Consider the following 15,599-nt stretch of genomic DNA (forward strand, 5'->3'; position numbering starts at 1 on the left):
CTTTTACTCGAACGTTTAGTGACTATGCAGGATCGGGGCATCCCAAGAGAAACGCCCGGATTGCCGTCTCGCCCGCTATGGGCAGGCTTTTGTTCACTCGCGCGATGCACTCGTCAAGCGAACAGGGCTCCGTCAGGGAGGGAACCACAAGATCGATTCCGGCCTCGTAGACCGCGCCCACGTCATCCGCACGGCTGCCCACGACGGCCACCACAGGGACACCGTAGAGCTTGGCGAGACGCGCAACGCCCACGGGAGCCTTGCCAAAGGAGGATTGCGCGTCCATACGACCCTCCCCGGTGATGACGAGGTCTGCATCACCCATGGACCGAGCAAGGCCAATGGCGTCGAGCACGAAGTCCGCTCCTTGCACGATTCGGGCGTCACAGAAGGCGGCAAGCGCGGCACCGAGGCCGCCCGCTGCGCCCGACCCCGGAAGGGAGGCGACGTCTCGTCCGATGGTCTGCTCTACTATACGGGCGTAGCTGGCCATCCAGTTGTCGAGCTCCTTGAGCTCACCCTGTCCGAAGCCCTTCTGGGGCCCGTAGACGTAGACCGTCGCCTGCATGGAGGAGCTCGTCGAGCACGGCAAGATCGGCGCATGGGGCGTCTCCAACTTCGACGTGGACGACATGGAGGAGCTCTGGCGCATACCCGACGGCCAACACTGCCAGGTGAACCAGGTGCTCTACCACCCCGCCTCGCGCGGCATCGAATTTAACCTGCTTCCCTGGATGCGCAGCCACGACGTGGCTCTCATGGCGTACTGCCCCCTCGCGCAGGCGGGGTCGCTTCGTCGCGGCCTCTTCTCGAGCCCGGAGCTCACCGCGGTGGCACAGCGGCATGAAGCCACCGTGCCCCAGGTCATTCTCGCCTGGGACGTGCGCGACGGACATACCGTCGCCATTCCCAAGAGCTGCACGCCTGAGCACGCACGCGAGAACGCGGCAGCGGCAAACATCCAGCTTGATACCGAGGACCTCGCGCTCATTGACAAGGCCTGGCCCGCACCGAGCCGTAAGGTCCCCCTCGACATCCAGTGATGGTGCTCCTAAAACCACGTTTGCGATCCTAGTGAGCCCGCACGTCGAGCGCTACGCCCCCTGAAGCTGTCCTTTGGGTATACAGGGCTCATAAGCATGTGTCGCGTCGAGAACGTGGGCGCGCACTTTGGCACACGACGAAGGGAGCACGACATGGGACGCAGGCCTATCAGGGTGGTTCAGTACGGCTGCGGCAAGATGGCAAAGTACACGATTCGCTACCTGCACGAGCACGGCGCGCAGCTCGTCGGCGCCATAGACACCAATCCGGACGTCGTGGGCGTGGACGCGGGAGAGTTCGCAGGCCTGCCCGTGAAGCTCGGCGTCAAGATCTCCGCCGACGCGGAGCAGGTGCTCGACGAGAGCGCCCCGGACGTCGCGATCCTCGAGCTCTTCAGCCTCATGGATGACATTGAGCCCATGGCCGAGCAGTGCGTCGCCCGCGGCATCAGCGTCATAACCACCTGCGAGGAGGCCACCTTCCCGTGGACCACCTCCTCGGCCGTGACCAACCGCCTCGACGCCATCGCCCGGGAGACAGGTGCCACCATGATCGGCGCGGGCATGGAGGACGTCTTCTGGGTGCACGTCGTGGGGCTTCTCGCCGGGGCCGTCAACCGCATCGACAAGATCGAGGGTGCCGTCTCCTACAACGTCGAGGAGTACGGCCTGGCCCTGGCCAAGGCGCACGGCGTCGGCCTCACGCCCGACGAGTTCGAGAATACCCTCGCCCACCCGGACGAAGTCGTCCCCTCCTACGTGTGGAACTCAAACGAGGCCCTGGCACAGCTTCTGGGCCTCACGATCTCCGAGATCGTCCAGGAGAACGTCCCCTACCTCGCCGAGAAGGACACCTACTCCGAGACCATGGGAGCAACCATCGCCGCCGGGCGGGTCCTGGGCATGAACACGCGCGTCACCACGAAGACCTACCAGGGCATCGACATCGTGACCTCGCAGATCGGCAAGGTCTACGGCCCAGACGACGGCGACCTCTGCGACTGGAGGATCTCCGGCGAGCCCGACACGACCTTCCACGTGGATAAGCCCGCGACCGTCGAGCACACCTGTGCCACGGTCGTGCAGCGCATCCCCACCGTGCTCGCGGCGCCTGCGGGCTACCACACCTTCGACGAGCTCGAGCCCCTGCGCTACCTCACGCAGCCCCTCGCGATCGAGGAGGACTCAGGCTGCGACTGCGGCTGCTGCTAGCGCACGGAGTGTCTAGCTGACGGTTGGACGCGTGGAGCCTCGTGCTCCGCGCGTCCTTTTGTCTTGGAGCACCTGAGCGCGAAGCCAAAGAGCGAGGCGACGACCTGCTGGAAGAGGGTGCCAATCACCACGGGAAACATCACCTCGCCCGGAAAGTACTCGCCGGCGATGACGGCCCCGGCAGATATGTTGCGCAAACCGCACAGATAGGTCAGCGCCACCCTCTGGGCGTGGTTCGCGTGGGTGAGGCGCTCGGCCACGAGGCCGAGTGCATATCCCAGGGTTGAGAAGAGCCCGATAAAGACCGTCACCGCGGCGAGCGTGGGGGTGAGGGCGCACATGTAGGGAGCCACGCCCGTTGAGTTGGTCAGGATGACGAGGACGAGCACCAGCTTTGCCGCCGGTGCCATGACGGGCGAAAGCTCGTGGGCCGCTCGCCCGCGCGAGACCTCGTTGAAGGTGGTCCCCAGAAGCGCCGGAAGGGCTATGGAGACGGTCATCTCGCCCATCATGCGCGCGGCGTCGACCTCCACCTCCTGGCCGAGAAGCACGTGGAGGGTGAGGGGGATCGTGAGCGGCGCGAGCGTCGTCGAGACAAGTATCGTGGCGAGCCCAAGGGAGGGGTCGCCGCCCAGCATGGCTATCCACATGCTCGAGACCACCGCGACGGGCACGCTGTACTCCAGCACGATCCCGCAGACGAGGTTGGGGCTCGCCGAGAAGAACAGCGAGGCGAGGAGAAACGCAAGCGCGGGCATGACGACTGCGGACACGAAGAGCGCCGCGAGCATCTGGGTGGGATGGCGCAGCGTCCTGAGGAGGTTGCCGAACGTGTTGGAGAGTGCGCCCTGGAACGTCATGAACGCGAACAGGAGCGTCACCCAGGGCTTGAGAATGCTCAGCTGACTCGGGAAGAGCGCCCCGAGCACCACGCACGAGGGGGCGATTATCGCCATGTGGCTCCCGATAAGCCCGCCGAACCGCTTCCAGCTATCCAAGAACGCTCCCTTCGCCTGCCCCCATACTAGGACACGTGCGACATGTGCGATTCTCGGAAGCGCGGGCTCGGCCGTACGGGTAAGAGAGCAGCAATGCGTCACGCGCGTCGCGCGTCAGAGAGAAAGGGGCCGACCATGGCCGGTTTGAAGCAACGAGAGACCACCATCTACCTCGCGGCAGGCTGCTTCTGGGGAGCCGAGCAGCTGTTTCGCGGCATGCCGGGCGTCACGGGGACCTGCGTGGGATACGCCAACGGCAACGGCGTGGCCGGAGTCGACGAGGCCACCTACGAGAGCGTGTGCGCGAACGAGACCGGCTTCCACGAGACCTGCCGGGTGAGCTTCGACCCCGCGCGGACCTCCCTGGACGCCCTGCTCTACGCCTACTTCCGCGTCATCGACCCTACGCTCGTCGACCGTCAGGGCAACGACCGCGGCAGCCAGTACCAGGCCGGCGTCTTCTGGCCTGCCGATGACGAGGCAACGCGGGGCGAGGTCCTGCGCGTGGGCACAATCGAGCGCACCCGCACCGAGGCGAAGCACGGGGCGAACAGCTTCCGCGTACGGCTCGAGGCGCTGCGCGACTTCTATCCCGCCGAGGAGTGCCACCAGGACTACCTCGTCAAGAATCCCGGGGGCTACTGCCACATCTCGCCTGCGGCCATGCGCGAACTCCAGGCAGCTCCCCTCGATCCGGAGTACTACGAGGCGTAGTCCCTTCCTTACCAGAGATGCTGCATGTGCCCCGCCGAGGTCTTCTCGGCTTTGTTGGACGGGGCACATGCAGCGTCCCCTTGTGAGAAAAAGCGTCGAGCGCCCCATGGGTGCTTCTTGCGGAGTCACGGCGGGCCCCACGGGGCATATGCGGCGGATGCGTGCGAAAGAACGCGACCTGCCCCGCAGAAGCTGAGGAGACTCTCTGCGGGGCAGGTCTACATGAGCGACGAGAAGTGCCGCGGGGGCCTGTTCGACCGCGCCCGCTCGCCTGAGGCGTTAGTGCGTGATGCCCGTGGAGACGGCGACGTCCTCCTCGTGCGCGAGCGCCGCGGACAGGGCCACGCGCAGCCCCTCGGTCATGGTGGGGACGCTCATGCTCGGCGTGACGGCGGGGAGGTGCGTGGCCTGCTCGGTCGCGTAGGGCACGTGCAAAAAGCCGCCGCGCACGCCCGGGTGCCGGGTCGCCAGGGCGTGGAGCAGTGCGTACATGACGTCGTTACACACGTAGGTGCCCGCCGTGTAGGAGACGTCGGCCGGGACGCCCGCCTCGCTCATCGCCTGCGCCATGGCCTTCACCGGCAGCGTGGCGAAGTAGGCGTCGGGACCGTCGGGCTCGATCTTCTCGCCGGCGGGTTGGTAGCCGTCGTTGTCGGGGATGCGGCCGTCCGCGCAGTTGATGCCCACGAACTCGGGCGTGAGCTTGGCGCGCCCGCCGGCCTGTCCCACGCAGAGCACGAGGTCCGGGGACTCCCGCTCGATGGCGGCCTCTACGGCCTCGGGGGCCCGGCCGAAGACGACCGGAATCTCAACTTTCGCGACCTGCGCGCCGTCGATGGCGTCGGGCAGCGCGCGCACCGCCTCCCACGCGGGGTTCATGGTCTCGCCGCCGAAGGGCTCGAAGCCCGTCACCAGAATCTTTCGTGCCATGGTAGCTCTCCTTTCGATTTCGCCGGACACGCTTCGTCAAGCCGTCGGGCTGACTAGAGCGCGACCAGGACGATCATCATCACGATCTGGAACGCGAGCATGATAAGGGCGGGGACGACCTGCTTCTTGATGACGCCGTACTCGTCGCCCATCTCCAGGATGGCGACGGGTACGATGTTGAAGTTGGCCGCCATGGGCGTCATGAGCGTGCCGCAGAACCCGCAGGTGAGCGCCAGCGAACCGACGACGGTCGGGTCCGCACCCAGGGAGAGCACGAACGGCGCCCCGATGCCCACGGTCATGACCGTGATAGCGGCGAAGGCGTTGCCCATGATCACGGTGAAGATGGCCATGCCCAGGCAGTAGACCACGATTCCCACGACGAGGTTGCCCTGCGGGATCACAGCCCCCACGATCTCGGAGATCACGTCGCCCACGCCGGCCGCCGTGAAGGTGGCACCCAGGATGGCCAGGAGCGTGGGCAGCATGATGAGCGGGCCCACGGTGTCGAGCATGCGGCGCGAGTCCTCGAGAAAGACGCGCGGGCCGTTCTTCTTGGGGCGCAGCACGGCGAGAATGACCATGCCCAGCAGCACGCCCACGGTGATGCCCACGAGCGAGCTGATCTTGGTGAACAGCGCGAAGACGAGGGCGACGACGCCTATGGAGAAGGCCGGGATGAAGATCTTGGTGCCGATGGCCTCGAAGCCGCCTGCGGTCTCGGCCTCGGTCGGCCTGAGCTTGTCGACGCCAGCTCCCACCTGCCTGAAAATCGTGGGGAGCACCATCACGATCACGAGCGCGCCGACGAGCTCGGAGGGGATCCAGCGGCCGATGACGAAGAGCAGGCCCAGGACGCCCCAGAAGACGGCGGTGCCCACGCGCTTCTCGTTGGTCCGGTCGCGGAGGTTGCGGACGGCGGCGTAGATGCACACGAGGCCGATGATGACATAGACGACCTCGAGGAGCTTCTCGGACAAGGTGACGTCCGCGCTCTGGATGAACTCGACGGGTCCCATCTACTCCGCCCCCCCTCCTGCGCTGGACACGTCGGTGGCCGCAGTCGACTTCTTGGCCAGCTCGTCAGCGTCCCTGCGGCAGAGCCTGCGATCGAACACGAAGTAGTAGACGGTCGTGACGGCCACGGCGACGACGGCGACGGGGATCTGTATGGCCGCGAGCTGCGGGAGCTCGACCGCGTAGCCGAGGTCGGACATGGTCCCCTGGACGAGCAGCATGCCCGAGCCGCCCACGAACAGCACCTGGCCGAAGAACCAGGCGACGTTCTCCATGCCGGCCGCCATTCCCTTGAGGGAGTCGCGGTGCCTCTCGGAGATCCTGCGGCCGTCCATCTCGTCGGCCGCCTCTGCCATGGGCATGACGACGGGCTTCACGAAGCCCGCGACGCCCCCAAAGCCCACGTTGAACGCGGCGAAGATGACGCGGAACACCCCATAGGCACCCATCACCAGCCCGGCCGAGGCATTCTTGACGCGCTCCATGAGCGACCTGGCAGCCTCCTTGAGGCCGTTGCGCTCGAGGGTGCCCGTCAGCAGGAAGATGACCACGCTGATGAGCATGTTGCGGTTGGAGACGAAGCCCTTGCCCATGGTCTGGAGAAAGGCGACGGGGTCCATCCCCGCTATGACGGCCGTGACGACCGCCGCGATCATGATGGTGAGGATGGAGTCCCACTTGAGGGCGAACCCAACCACCACGATCAGGATTCCGAGCAGCTTTATCAGTTCCATGTAACCTCCTCGCTGTCGCGTGAGACGAGCGCCTCTGGTACGCGCTCGGTCCCCTCTTGTTTCCAGGGGTGCTTATCCGCAGCTTCCATTCTCGTTCATGAGCGGCCTCGCGGCGTACGACGCGCGAGTCGTTGCGCATACGGAAACAAAGAGCGGCCGTGTCGAGCCTGTCTGTGCGCACGGAACGGTGCCTCGGGGAGGCGATTTTGTGTGTAGGGGCAGGCTCGTGTGGTTGATCGTGGGAAGTCGATCTCAGACGTACGTACTCGCAAAGGTCGACGAGGTTCTGCTGGGACTTGTCAGGTGCCTAGTGGGTCGTGGACGTAACCTGAGCGGGATTTCTGAAGATGACAAAGTGGGTCGTCAGCGCAAGAGCCATGAAGGCGGCTCCCACCCCGCACATGCCCGTCCAACCGAACGACTGGAAGGCCGTCGCTCCCAAAAACGAGCCCAGTGAGCCCCCGACGAAGTAGGAGAACATGAATACCGTGTTGGTGCGGCTGCGCACCTCGTCCCCGAGAGACTGGACGCGATCCATGTTGGAGACCTGCCCGAACTGGTTTCCCAGGTCGAGAACGACGGCGCCCACGCCGAGGCCCCACACGGAGCGACCGAGCAAGAAGAGCAGGGCAAAGGCGGCTGACGAGAGCACGGTGCCCACCCCCACGGAGAAGCGTGCCCCACGCCGGTCGCAGACGCCGCCGATGAAGTGAGCGGCGATGACGCCCGCAAGCCCCACGAGGCCCATGAGGCCCGCCTCGCGCGGGCCTAGCCCGAAGGTCGGCGAGCTCAGCCAGAAGGACAGCGAGGTCCAGAAGGCGCTGAACGCCCCAAACATGAGAAAGCCGTTGCAGGCGCTCTCGCGCAGGGGCCTCCACCTGCGAACCAGCCCCGGAAGGGAGCGTAGGAGCGCACCGTAGCCCACGCGAGACTGCCCTCGGTCCGCCGGGAGGGACCATCGTATCGCAAAGGAGAGCGCCGCAACGAGAGCCGCGGCGGCGACAAACACGAGACGCCACCCCAGGACGCTTCCCAAGAGGCCCGAGAAGGTGCGCGAGAGGAGGATTCCCACGAGAAGGCCGCTCATGACGTCGCCTATGACCCGGCCCCTCTCGGACTCAGGGGCAAGGTGGGCGGCATAGGGGACTATGAGCTGCGGGACGATGGAGACCACACCGACGGCCAGAAGAGAGGCGAGGAGCGCGGGAAAGCTTTGCGCGCAGGCGACCAACACGAGCGCGACCGCGGACACGAGCATCATGCGCCCCACGAGCGCGCGCCGCTCGAGCATGTCGCCGAGGGGCACGATTAGCAGCAGGCCGAGGGCGTAGCCGACCTGCGCGCAGGTGGCGGCGAGCCCGGCGGCGCCCTGCGTCACGGAGAACTCCGCGGCCACGTCCGTCTCGAGGGGCTGGATGTAGTAGAGGCTCGCGACGCAGACCCCGCAGGTCAGCGCCATGAGCACGACGAGGGGTCGTGTGAGCTCGAAGCGCCCGCGCGCCTCCGCCGCCATGTCGCTATCGCTGCGAGCTCGCATTGAGCGCTCCCCTCTCCGTGCACGCCGCCACGGCTCTCACGTCGCTTTTGGCGCAGCGTCCCTCCTCGGCGAGCGTCCGAACAAGGCGGGCGAGAAAGCCAACGAGGAAGGCCCGCTCGTGGTCGTTCGCGTCGCAAAGGAGGCTCTCGGCGAGCAGGTCGTAGCTCGCGTGATGGGCCCTGTGGTTGCGGACGGCCACCTGCCCGAGCCCCGTCAGAGCAAGCTGGCGCGATGCGCCGCGGACTCGCGCGCCCTCCGGCTGCACCATGCCCTTTTCCTCGAGCCGCGCCAGCGTCTGCGACACGGCCCCGCGTGTGATCCCGAGCTCTCGTGCGACCGCCGTCACGCTTGCGCCGGGAGCGTCGGCAACGGCCTGCAGAAGGTGGATCTCCGAGTGGTGCAGGCGCTCCCCCGTCCCAAAGTCCTGCGCACGGACGTCGGCCTCGTAAAAGCCGTCGTAGGCAGCGAGCAGCAGCTCGCCCACGCTCGCGTTCTCGCTCTCTTCCCTCATGAGCTCTCCCCTCATTTGCAGTAAGTGTATAGCTACTAATCACTTACTGCAACGGGGGATGGACTCTCAGGGGGTTCCACGTTCGCCACGCTATCGGGCGTCGCATGCCCAGGGGAGCACGACGGCCTGCGTCTCGCGGACGAACTCCACGTCATGCGTAATGACGATGACGCAGGTCCCCGCATCGGCGAGGCGTCTGAGCAGGTGTCCCATCTCGCGCATGTGGAACATATCCAGGCCGCTCGTGGGCTCGTCGAGCACGAGGACGTCCTTGTCGCTCGCCAGGCAGTCCGCGACGGCGAGGCGCTGGCGCTGGCCGCCGGAGAGGCTCATGGGATGCCGGTCGAGGTAGTCGCCCAGGTCGAGCTCCCCGAGCACGAAGAGCGCCCGGGCCTCCAGGGAGGCGTCGCCCAGCGTCACCTCGTCCAGGACGCTCTCGCCGAAGAGCTGGGCGTTCACGTCCTGCATGACCAGGGAGCAGGACGCGCGCTGACGGCGGCGGGTGAGCGCGACGGCGTCGAGGCTCACCGTTCCCGCGTCGCGGCGCACCAGGCCGCATAGGGCGCGAGCCAGGGTCGACTTGCCCGTGCCATTAGGTCCCGTTATCGCGCACAGGCTCCCGCGGGGAGCCTTGAACGTGACTCCCGACCACACGGTGCGCCCCCGGTGGGAGGCGGCGAGGTCGCGCGCGCAGAGGCCATCGCCCGTGGCCGGCTCGTCTGCGGAAACGACGAGGGGCGCGGGACGCGAGGCCTGGCGCAGGCCCAGCTCCTCGCGCTCCTCGTCCGTGAGCGCGAGGAGCGCGTCGGGGGCGTACTCCCCCTCGACGCGTCCTCCGCGCAGGTAGAGCACGCGATTGGCCACGTCGAGGGCGTACCACAGGCGATGCTCCGCGACGAGCACCGTCTTGCCCGCGAGCCTCCACGTCCTCAGGATCTTCCTCAGGCCGAGGATGCCGGCCTCGTCCAGGTTCGCCGACGGCTCGTCCAGTACGATGACCGAGGGGTCGAGGGCGTAGGCGCTCGCGCAGGCGACGCGCTGCTTCTCGCCCCCCGAGAGATCGAAGATGCTGCGTCCGAGCAGCTCCTCGACGCCGCATGCCGCGGAGGCGCGCGCGAGCGCCTCCTCCATCGCATCGTGTGACGCCCCCAGGTTCTCGAGACCGAAGACGATCTCGTCGGCCACGTCGAGGTTGAAGAGCTGCGACTTGGGGTTCTGGAAGACCGACCCCACGTGGGAGGCCATCTCCCACGGCTCCCGTGCGCGCACGGGAGCCCCGTCGACCGTAACCTCACCTCCCACGCGGTTCTCGCCACCGTGGAACAAGAGGCCATTGACCAGGTTGAGCACCGTCGACTTCCCGCAGCCGCTCATGCCGGCGAGCAGCACCGTCTCCCCCTCCTCCACGCGAAGCGAGCAGTCGCGCAGTGCCGGGTGACCCGAGCCCGCATAGGTGAAGGTGACCTCCCGGAGCTCTATCATGCTCATGCGACCGCCACCCTCGACGCGACGGCGAGGACGAGCACGACGGAGAAGGCCGCCATCGCGAGGGCGTCCGCGGAGCCCATGCCTATCTCGTGCCACGAGCTCCTGGGCCCGGGGTTCTCGATGCCGCGCACCGCGACGGAGGACCCCAGGTCGGTGGCGGTGGAGGCTATGCTCAGAAGCAGGGGGACGTAGAGGCACTCGAGCTTGCGTCCCCAGCCCCTGACGGAGCGCAGGCGCATGGCGTCGCGGACGTGAGCCGCCTCCCGGCCTATCGCGGGGAAGAAGCGCAGCGTCGCCACCAGGGCGACCGTCAGCGTCTCGGGCGAGCGCAGGGCGCGCAGGGCCGCCGCAAGCTCCCCCACGGAGGTGGTGTCCACCAGAAACGCCGCCGCCATGGCGCAGGGAAACACGATGCCCACGTAGCCGATAACGGAGAGCATGACGCCCACCTGCGCGGGGACCACGGGCACGACGAAGGCCCTGAGCGCCGCGATGGCGAGGTAGCAGGCCATGAGCCTGAGCGCCGAGGAGAGCCTGCCCCCCAGGGCGAAGAGCAGGCAGTACAGCCCCATGAGGGCCATCGTGTACGCCGTGTAGGGGGCGACGAACACCACGACGCTCGTCACCGCGATGAGGAAGAGCTTCGTGCGGGGGTCGAGCGCGAGCCGGCTGCGTCTCATGCTCACGGGGCCTACTTCGCGGGGGCGACGCGGGCGAAGTGCCTCCGCATCATCCTCGCCCCGAACAGCGCGCCCAGGATGGAGCCTACGATGACGCTGGCCACGATCAGGGCGAGGACGGGCGCGCTGATGAGCGCGTACAGCTGGTCGACGTAGGCCTGAGGCATCTGCGTCATCGCCGTGGCGAAGTACTGCTCCTTGGTGAGGTAGAGCGGGAGAAAGTCGCCTATGAAGCCCAGGTTGAAGAAGCAGAACGCGGCCGTCGCCAGGGCCCCGGGGCGATAGTCGGCCCTCTTGGCGAAGAGCTCGCAGAGCAGGCCGCCCACGATTCCGGTGACGAGGATCATCCACGTCGCCTCCACGAACACGAGGCCGGTGACCACGCTGATGATGAGAAAGGCCCCGGGCTTTCTGACCTTGGACATGACGAGCATGAACACGGGGCCGATGAGCAGCGCGTCGACGAAGTGCGAGGAGAACCAGACGTAGGGTCCGAGGCCTCCCGCGATCATGAGGGCGAACCGTATGACGATTATGACCGCCCCCAGGGCACCCACCATCACTGCGTCGCGCGCGGTCATCTTGTCGGAACTTGACTGACTCGCCATCTCTTCGCACCCCTTAGATTGTCAGTGCTACCTAACTCGCAAGTTAGCATAGTGTATGCGCGCCGAAGGAGGAGCGCGGAAGGTTGGGACCTTTTCAAAACAGGGACAAGGTTGCGCGCGCGGCGTCGAGCCTGCCGCGGCGCACACAACGCCCCTTAGAGAGCTGCATTCCGTGCAGGTGGGCAGACTCGACGCTCACTCAGGGCCCTACCGCCCCCGCCGCGGCGCGCAGGTCGGCGTCAGACCGGGTCTGCGGGGTGCGGCGTGGCGATCGTCTCGCGCAGGACGCGCAGGATGTCCTGGATGCAGGAGTCGTCCGCGTGGAAGGGCCGCGAGAGGTCCTCGAAGACGAAGATGTTGAACGTCGGCGTCCCCGGGCCCGTGAGGGGGACGAGGGTGAGGGCGTCCCCGTCCATGACGAGGCTGGTCACGAAACCCACGCCCACTCCCGCCTCGATGAGTCCTTTGAGCTCGGATATCTGGTCCGTCTCGGCGGCTATCTGGGTGCTCCTCCCGCAGCGCTCTGAGAGCCCCTGCAGGATGTCGCGCTGTATGTAGTCGCTCGTGAACGAGACGAACGGCAGGCTCGGGAGGGCGCAGAACTCCTCGAAGCTGATCGAGGCCCCCGGACACGGGGCCGCCTGTCCCGCCGGCAGGGCAAGGCAGAAGGGGAAGGTGCCCACCCTGCGGCTCCTGACGTGGGGGATGTCGAGCTCGTCGGCCGCGGAGGCCACCACCCCCACGTCCAGGTTATGGTGGCGGATCTCCTCGAGGGTGCGCTGCGAGCCCCAAGACGAGACCACGACCCGATGGCCCTGGAACGCCGTGGCGAGCGCGCCCATGTTATCCTTGAAGTAGCGGTCCAGGATGATGGGGGGCAGGCTGAGGCGAATCGCGCGGCGGCACTCCAGGCTCTCGATCTTTCGCGCGGCCGCGTCGATCTCGCACAGCGCCGCGCCCGCATGGGCCACGAGAATCTTGCCGGCGTCGGTCAGCGAGACGTCGCTCGAGTCGAACTGCTGGCGCAAGAAGAGCTCGGTGCCCAGCTGGCGCTCGAGGCGCTTGACGGCCAGCGACACCGCGGGCTGCGACATGCCAAGAGCACGGGCGGCCTTCGTGAAGCTGCCGTGCTCACCACCCGCTCGAAGACCTCAAGATCGTGAATGTTCCTGATGGCGGCCATGGCTGTCTACCTGACGACCTTCCGTCTGTGGGAGGATGCGAGCGCGCGGAGCTAGTACTCCGGGTGCCACGCCGCGGCATCGATCGCCGCGCCCACGTCCGCGACCTCGACCCGGTTCAGCCCCTCCTCGAGCGCCCTCTCGGCGACCGCCGTGGCCACGTTGCGCGTGATCTGGGTGAGGTCGCTCATGGGCGGCAGGACCGGGGCACCGGGCTGGGAGGTGTCGATCATATCCGCGAGGGCCTGGGCGCCGGCGAGCAGCATGCCGCGGCTCACGATGCGGGCGCTGGGAATGAGCGCCCCCAGGCAGATGCCCGGGTACATGAGGGCGTTGTTGCCCTGACCGATGTGGTAGGTCACCCCGTCGTAGTCGACCGGGGCGGACGGCGTCCCGGTGACCACCGAGGCACGCCCCTCCGACCAGCGAATGACGTCTGCGGCCGTGGCCTCGGCGAGCTTCGTGGGATTGGAGATGGGCGCTATGAAGGGGTGCTCGACGTGCGAGGCCATGGCGCGCACGACATCCTCGGTGAAGGCTCCGTGAACGGTCGAGGTACCGATAAGGGCCGTCGGGCGGACGGCGTCGACGACGGCCGCGAGCGAGGTGGTCTTAAGGTCGGCGGCAAACTCGGAGGCGTCGTGGGCATAGCGGACCTGGCCCTCGGTCAGGTCGGGCATTCCCTTGAGGATGAGCCCGTCACGGTCAACGAGGTAGACCCGTGAGCGCGCCTCCGCAGACGTGAGCCCACCGAGCTTCTCGAGGCCGTCGACGATCTGGTCGGCGATGCCGATGCCAGCCGTGCCGGCGCCAAAGGTGAGGATGCGCGAGTCGCTGAGCGGGGCATCCGCGACCTTGGTGGCGGCCATGAGGGCGCCCAGGACCGTCACGCCCGTGCCCTGGATGTCGTCGTTCAGGGTGAGGACGGTGTCACGGTAGCGCTCGAGGATGGGGGCGGCGCAGGGACGCCCGAAGTCCTCCCAGTGAAGGAGGGCGCTCGGATAGAGCTTGAGCGAGGCGTCCACGAGCGCCTGGATGAGGTCATCGTAGCGCTGGCCGCGGACGCGCTCGAAGCGGTTGCCCAGGTAGCGCGGATCGTCGAGAAGCTCCTTGCGGTTGGTGCCCGCGTCCACCATGACGGGTAGGATCTTGGCCGGGTCGATGGAGGCCGCCGCCGTGTAGACGGCGAGCTTGCCGGTGAGGATCTCGGCGCCGTTGGTGCCCCAGTCGCCGATGCCCAGGATGCCCTCGGAGTCGGTCGCCACCACGAGGCGGATGTCGGCACCCTCCCCCGCGAAGGCACGGAGCGACTCCTCGACCAGCTCGGGATGGTCGACTGAGACGTAGGCGACCTTGCTGCCAAAGTAGTGCTCGTCGTAGTTCTCGATGGACTGCGCGACCGTGGGGGCGTAGACGATGGGCATGTACTCCGTCAGGTGGCGCTCCATGCTGTAGAAGAAAAGGCGGGCGTTCGAGTCGCGCACGCCCATGAGGTAGATGCGCTTGGCGAGGTCCGTGGGCTCGGCCAGGAAGCGCTCGTAGACCTCCCTCTCCTGCTGCTCGATGGTCTGGACCCCGGCGGGCAGAAGGCCCTGGAGGCCCAGCTGCGCTCGCTCCTCCGCCGTGAAGGCCGTGCCCTTGTTGAGCAGGGGGTCGACGAGCACCGCAAATCCGGTCTTGTTCATGGTGCATCCCTTTCTTAGAGGCTGTTCTGCTTTCATGCGTAGCGCGACTAGTCGTTCGGGGCGACAAGAACGCGTGCCAACTCGTCGCCGACCTCTGACGTGGAGGCCGTTCCCCCCATGTCCACGGTAAGGACGGGGCCCCGCACCACCGTCTCGATCGCCTGTATGACGGCGGCTCCCCATGCGGGCAGGCCGAGAAAGTCCAGCATCTGGGAGACTGACCAGATAGACGCCAGGGGGTTGGCAATTCCCCGTCCGGCAATGTCGGGGGCGGACCCGTGGATGGGCTCGAACATCGAGGGGTATTTCTTCTCGGGGTTGAGGTTAGCACCGGCGGCTAGCCCCATGCCGCCGACAATTGCAGCGCCCAGGTCGGTCAGGATGTCCCCGAACAGGTTTGAGGTCACGACCACCTGGAAGCGGGCGGGGTGCATGACGAAGTTCATGGCCGCCGCGTCCACCAGCAGCGAGTGGGTCTCCACGTCTGGGTACTCCCTGCCCACCTCCTCGAAGACCCCGTCCCAGAAGACCATCGAATAGTTCAGTGCGTTGCCCTTGCTGACGCTCGTGAGCGTCTTGCCCTGCGCACGGGCCAGATCGTACGCGTAGCGGATGATGCGTTCGGTCCCCACCCGAGAGAACACCCCCGTCTGCAGAACGGTCTCGTGAGGTTTGCCCTTGTAAAGCCAGGCTCCCGCCCCCGCGTACTCTCCCTCGCTGTTCTCGCGTATGACCGTCATGTCGATGTCTCCCCGCCCCACGTTCTTAAGCGGGGTAATCACACCATGTGCCCCCTCGAGGAGCTTGACCGGGCGCACGTTCACATACTCGTCGAACTCCTTTCTAATCTTGAGCAGCAGCCCCCACAGCGAAATATGATCGGGGACGCTCGGGGCGCCAACGGCGCCCCGGTAAATCGCATCAAAAGCGCGCAACTGCTCTATGCCGTCGTCCGCCATCATCTTGCCGGTTCTCAGATAGTACTCACAGCCCCAGGGGAAATCGTCGAAGTCAAATGCTACGGAGTCATCGAGCTTGGCTATGCATGAACACGGGGCCGATGAGCAGCGCGTCAACGAAGTGCGAGGAAAACCAGACGTAGGGTCCGAGGCCTCCCACGATCATGAGGGCAAACCGTATGACGATTATGACCGCCCCCAGAGCACCCACCATCACCGCGTCGCGCGCGCCCATCTTGTCGGGGTTCGAATGGCTCGCCGTCTCTTCCCACCCCTTAGATTGTCAGCGCTACCTAACTCGC

Annotated in this window: 17 protein-coding genes; 3 read left to right on the forward strand and 14 right to left on the reverse strand. The window is 66.7% G+C overall.

The genetic code is table 11. The annotated features are described in order from the left end of the window. Window positions 1-22: 22 nt before the first annotated feature. Window positions 23-568 (reverse strand): glycerate kinase, encoded by a 546-nt coding sequence (locus tag INP52_RS04825; protein ID WP_228478252.1) that lies wholly within the window; start codon window positions 566-568, stop codon window positions 23-25. Here INP52_RS04825 and INP52_RS04830 point away from each other — a divergent pair. Then, a complete protein-coding gene (locus INP52_RS04830; protein ID WP_194369529.1) occupies window positions 567-1,043 on the forward strand; it encodes an aldo/keto reductase in 477 nt (158 codons plus the stop codon). The two genes, INP52_RS04825 and INP52_RS04830, sit on opposite strands and share 2 nt — an antisense overlap. A gap of 153 nt (window positions 1,044-1,196) precedes the next feature. Further along, window positions 1,197-2,255, forward strand: coding sequence for an NAD(P)H-dependent amine dehydrogenase family protein (locus tag INP52_RS04835; RefSeq protein ID WP_194369531.1), 1,059 nt, complete (start codon window positions 1,197-1,199; stop codon window positions 2,253-2,255). On the opposite strand, the gene INP52_RS04840 is transcribed toward INP52_RS04835, so the two are convergent. Beyond that, window positions 2,252-3,253: a bile acid:sodium symporter family protein gene (locus INP52_RS04840; protein WP_194369533.1), complete on the reverse strand. Its 1,002-nt coding sequence runs from the start codon at window positions 3,251-3,253 to the stop codon at window positions 2,252-2,254. The two genes, INP52_RS04835 and INP52_RS04840, sit on opposite strands and share 4 nt — an antisense overlap. 135 nt (window positions 3,254-3,388) lie before the next feature. Here INP52_RS04840 and msrA point away from each other — a divergent pair, with 135 nt between their 5' ends. Further along, window positions 3,389-3,967, forward strand: coding sequence for a peptide-methionine (S)-S-oxide reductase MsrA (gene msrA, locus INP52_RS04845; protein WP_194369535.1), 579 nt, complete (start codon window positions 3,389-3,391; stop codon window positions 3,965-3,967). Between the two features lie 279 nt (window positions 3,968-4,246). Here the strand turns inward: msrA and pcp are convergent, their stop codons facing one another. The 12 genes from pcp to INP52_RS10140 form a co-directional block, all read right to left on the reverse strand. Next, a complete protein-coding gene (gene pcp, locus INP52_RS04850; protein ID WP_194369537.1) occupies window positions 4,247-4,897 on the reverse strand; it encodes a pyroglutamyl-peptidase I in 651 nt (216 codons plus the stop codon). A 53-nt stretch (window positions 4,898-4,950) separates the two neighbouring features. Continuing rightward, entirely contained in the window at window positions 4,951-5,916 is a 966-nt protein-coding gene (locus INP52_RS04855; RefSeq protein WP_194369539.1) for a DUF979 domain-containing protein, read from the reverse strand. Continuing rightward, window positions 5,917-6,648, reverse strand: a complete 732-nt coding sequence (locus INP52_RS04860; protein WP_194369540.1) for a 5-oxoproline transporter, DUF969 family subunit — start codon at window positions 6,646-6,648, stop codon at window positions 5,917-5,919. Between the two features lie 307 nt (window positions 6,649-6,955). Next, window positions 6,956-8,185, reverse strand: a complete 1,230-nt coding sequence (locus tag INP52_RS04865; RefSeq protein WP_228478253.1) for an MFS transporter — start codon at window positions 8,183-8,185, stop codon at window positions 6,956-6,958. Continuing rightward, window positions 8,166-8,696 carry a MarR family winged helix-turn-helix transcriptional regulator gene (locus INP52_RS04870; protein ID WP_194369548.1) on the reverse strand — a complete coding sequence of 177 codons (531 nt, stop codon included), beginning with the start codon at window positions 8,694-8,696 and terminating at the stop codon, window positions 8,166-8,168. The genes INP52_RS04865 and INP52_RS04870 overlap by 20 nt, the downstream gene beginning before the upstream one ends. 90 nt (window positions 8,697-8,786) lie before the next feature. Continuing rightward, window positions 8,787-10,184, reverse strand: coding sequence for an ABC transporter ATP-binding protein (locus INP52_RS04875; RefSeq protein WP_228478254.1), 1,398 nt, complete (start codon window positions 10,182-10,184; stop codon window positions 8,787-8,789). Continuing rightward, on the reverse strand, window positions 10,181-10,864 hold the full coding sequence (locus tag INP52_RS04880) for an energy-coupling factor transporter transmembrane component T (RefSeq protein ID WP_228478428.1): 684 nt from the start codon (window positions 10,862-10,864) through the stop codon (window positions 10,181-10,183). The genes INP52_RS04875 and INP52_RS04880 overlap by 4 nt, the downstream gene beginning before the upstream one ends. An 11-nt stretch (window positions 10,865-10,875) precedes the next feature. Further along, window positions 10,876-11,472 carry an MptD family putative ECF transporter S component gene (locus tag INP52_RS04885; protein ID WP_194369552.1) on the reverse strand — a complete coding sequence of 199 codons (597 nt, stop codon included), beginning with the start codon at window positions 11,470-11,472 and terminating at the stop codon, window positions 10,876-10,878. Window positions 11,473-11,711: 239 nt separating this feature from the next. After that, the gene (locus tag INP52_RS04890; protein ID WP_194369554.1) at window positions 11,712-12,566 is read right to left on the reverse strand and encodes a LysR family transcriptional regulator; all 855 of its coding nucleotides are present in this window, start codon (window positions 12,564-12,566) and stop codon (window positions 11,712-11,714) included. Between the two features lie 140 nt (window positions 12,567-12,706). Next, complete coding sequence (locus INP52_RS04895) at window positions 12,707-14,338, reverse strand: NAD-dependent malic enzyme (RefSeq protein ID WP_194369556.1); 1,632 nt, start codon at window positions 14,336-14,338, stop codon at window positions 12,707-12,709. A gap of 47 nt (window positions 14,339-14,385) precedes the next feature. After that, on the reverse strand, window positions 14,386-15,414 hold the full coding sequence (locus INP52_RS04900; protein ID WP_194369558.1) for an isocitrate/isopropylmalate dehydrogenase family protein: 1,029 nt from the start codon (window positions 15,412-15,414) through the stop codon (window positions 14,386-14,388). Continuing rightward, complete coding sequence (locus tag INP52_RS10140) at window positions 15,365-15,532, reverse strand: MptD family putative ECF transporter S component (RefSeq protein ID WP_194369560.1); 168 nt, start codon at window positions 15,530-15,532, stop codon at window positions 15,365-15,367. Before INP52_RS10140 ends, INP52_RS04900 begins: the two co-directional genes overlap by 50 nt. Window positions 15,533-15,599 lie beyond the last annotated feature (67 nt).

It is taken from the genome of Thermophilibacter immobilis (genome assembly GCF_015277515.1).
GTDB classification, from domain to species: Bacteria; Actinomycetota; Coriobacteriia; order Coriobacteriales; family Atopobiaceae; genus Thermophilibacter; species Thermophilibacter immobilis.